Raw genomic sequence first — 1616 nt, 5'->3', positions numbered from 1 at the left:
TATTGGGGAGTAATTCAGCATGGTAGCGATCACGAACGGAAGCCAGTTGGGCGTGTTGGCTGGGGCGTTGGAGATGTCGTCGGGCCGGGTACGGTTTGGTCAGCAGCAGACGGGTCTGTCCGTGAATGCGGCGACGGGCAACCTGGTGGTGCAGGATCGTGATGACATGCTGATGGGCCGAGGGCTGGGGTTGGGGGTACTGCGGACTTACAACAGCCAGGGCCGGCAGGACGACGACAACCACGACAACTGGCGTGTTGGGGTATACAAGCAGCTGCGGGCGGAAAGCGGGGTGGTCGGACAGGTTGGGAGCACGCTGATCCGGGTGCGGGAAGACGGCAGCGAAGTCCGCTATCGCTTTGACGGTGCCAACGGGGGGTATCGTAGCGATGACGAAGCATTGGAGCAGGGCCAGATTGCGGTGCAGGGCGGGGAGTGGGTGTGGACTAACCATGACGGTTCGGTCAGTGAACGCTATGACAGCCTCCACCAAGGCCGCCTGCTGGCCATCACCGACCGTGACGGCCAAAGCCTGCGTTACCACTATGCCGACAATGGTCTGTTGAAGCGGGTAGAACTGGCCAATGGCGACACCGTCCATTTCGACTATGACGGCCTGCTGTTGACGCAGATCCGCCGCCAACTGGCGGATGGCGGCGAGCAGATCCGCACCCGCTATGGTTACGACGCCCAGGGGCGGTTGAGCACCCTGACCCTCGACCTGAGCCCGGAAGACGGCAAGATCGACGACGGCCAGGTCTACCAGACCCACTACCGCTACGAAGGCGACAGCCTGCGCCTGGCCAGCCTGAGCCAAAGCGATGGCACCACCGTCCGCTTTGGCTACAGCGAACTGCGGCCCGGCGACTGGCGCTTGACCCAGGTCGACGAAGGGGCAGGCCGGGTCACCACCTTCAGCTACCAGGACGAACAAGCCCGCGACCAATACCAGACCGCCCTGGTGCGGACCAATGAACTGACCGGTCAAGGCGCAGCCGCAGTCTACCGGGTCCGGGCTGGCGACACCTGGGCCACCCTCGGTGAGCGGCTGTATGGTGATGCCAAAGCCGGTGACGCCCTGCGCCTGGCACTGGGTGCGCCCGACCTGCAAGCCGGTCTTGACCTGACCGTGCCCCCCAGCCTGCTGTATCGCAACCAGAGCGGTAATGGCGGACAGACCACCGTCACCGACCCGCTCGGCATGAGCACCAGCTACCACTACGACCAGGCCGGGCGAGTGACCGCCATCAGCCGCAACGTCAGCGCACCGGATGGCTGGTGGCAACACCAGGAACAAGTGCGCTACCGCTACGACGAGCAGGGCCGGCTGATCGGCCAGACCGATGCCCAGGGCAACAGCCGCCAGTTCCGCTACGACGCAGCCGGCAACCTGGTGGAAGAACGCGATGCCAGCGGCCTGCGGCTGACCCGCCGTTACGACACCGCCAACCGCCTGCTGGCGGAAACCCGTTACCAATACCGTGCGGCCGACGGCCTCAACCTGGCTGCAGTCGGCCAGCCGGCCGTGCATCGCTATGTCTATGACGCCCAGGGCCACCTGCGCTTCGACCTCAGTGCACAAGGCCGCGTCATCGAACACCGCTACAACGCCTTAG

Annotated in this window: 1 protein-coding gene; it reads left to right on the top strand. The window is 64.9% G+C overall.

The genetic code is table 11. The features are described 5' to 3' along the window. Positions 1-19 precede the first annotated feature (19 nt). The coding region (locus tag FFS57_RS24855; protein ID WP_137940501.1) for a DUF6531 domain-containing protein at positions 20-1616 on the top strand (1597 nt) is incomplete at its 3' end.

Source organism: Chitinivorax sp. B (assembly GCF_005503445.1).
Taxonomy (GTDB): Bacteria; Pseudomonadota; Gammaproteobacteria; order Burkholderiales; family SCOH01; genus Chitinivorax.
This window is presented reverse-complemented; position numbering and strand designations above follow the sequence as displayed.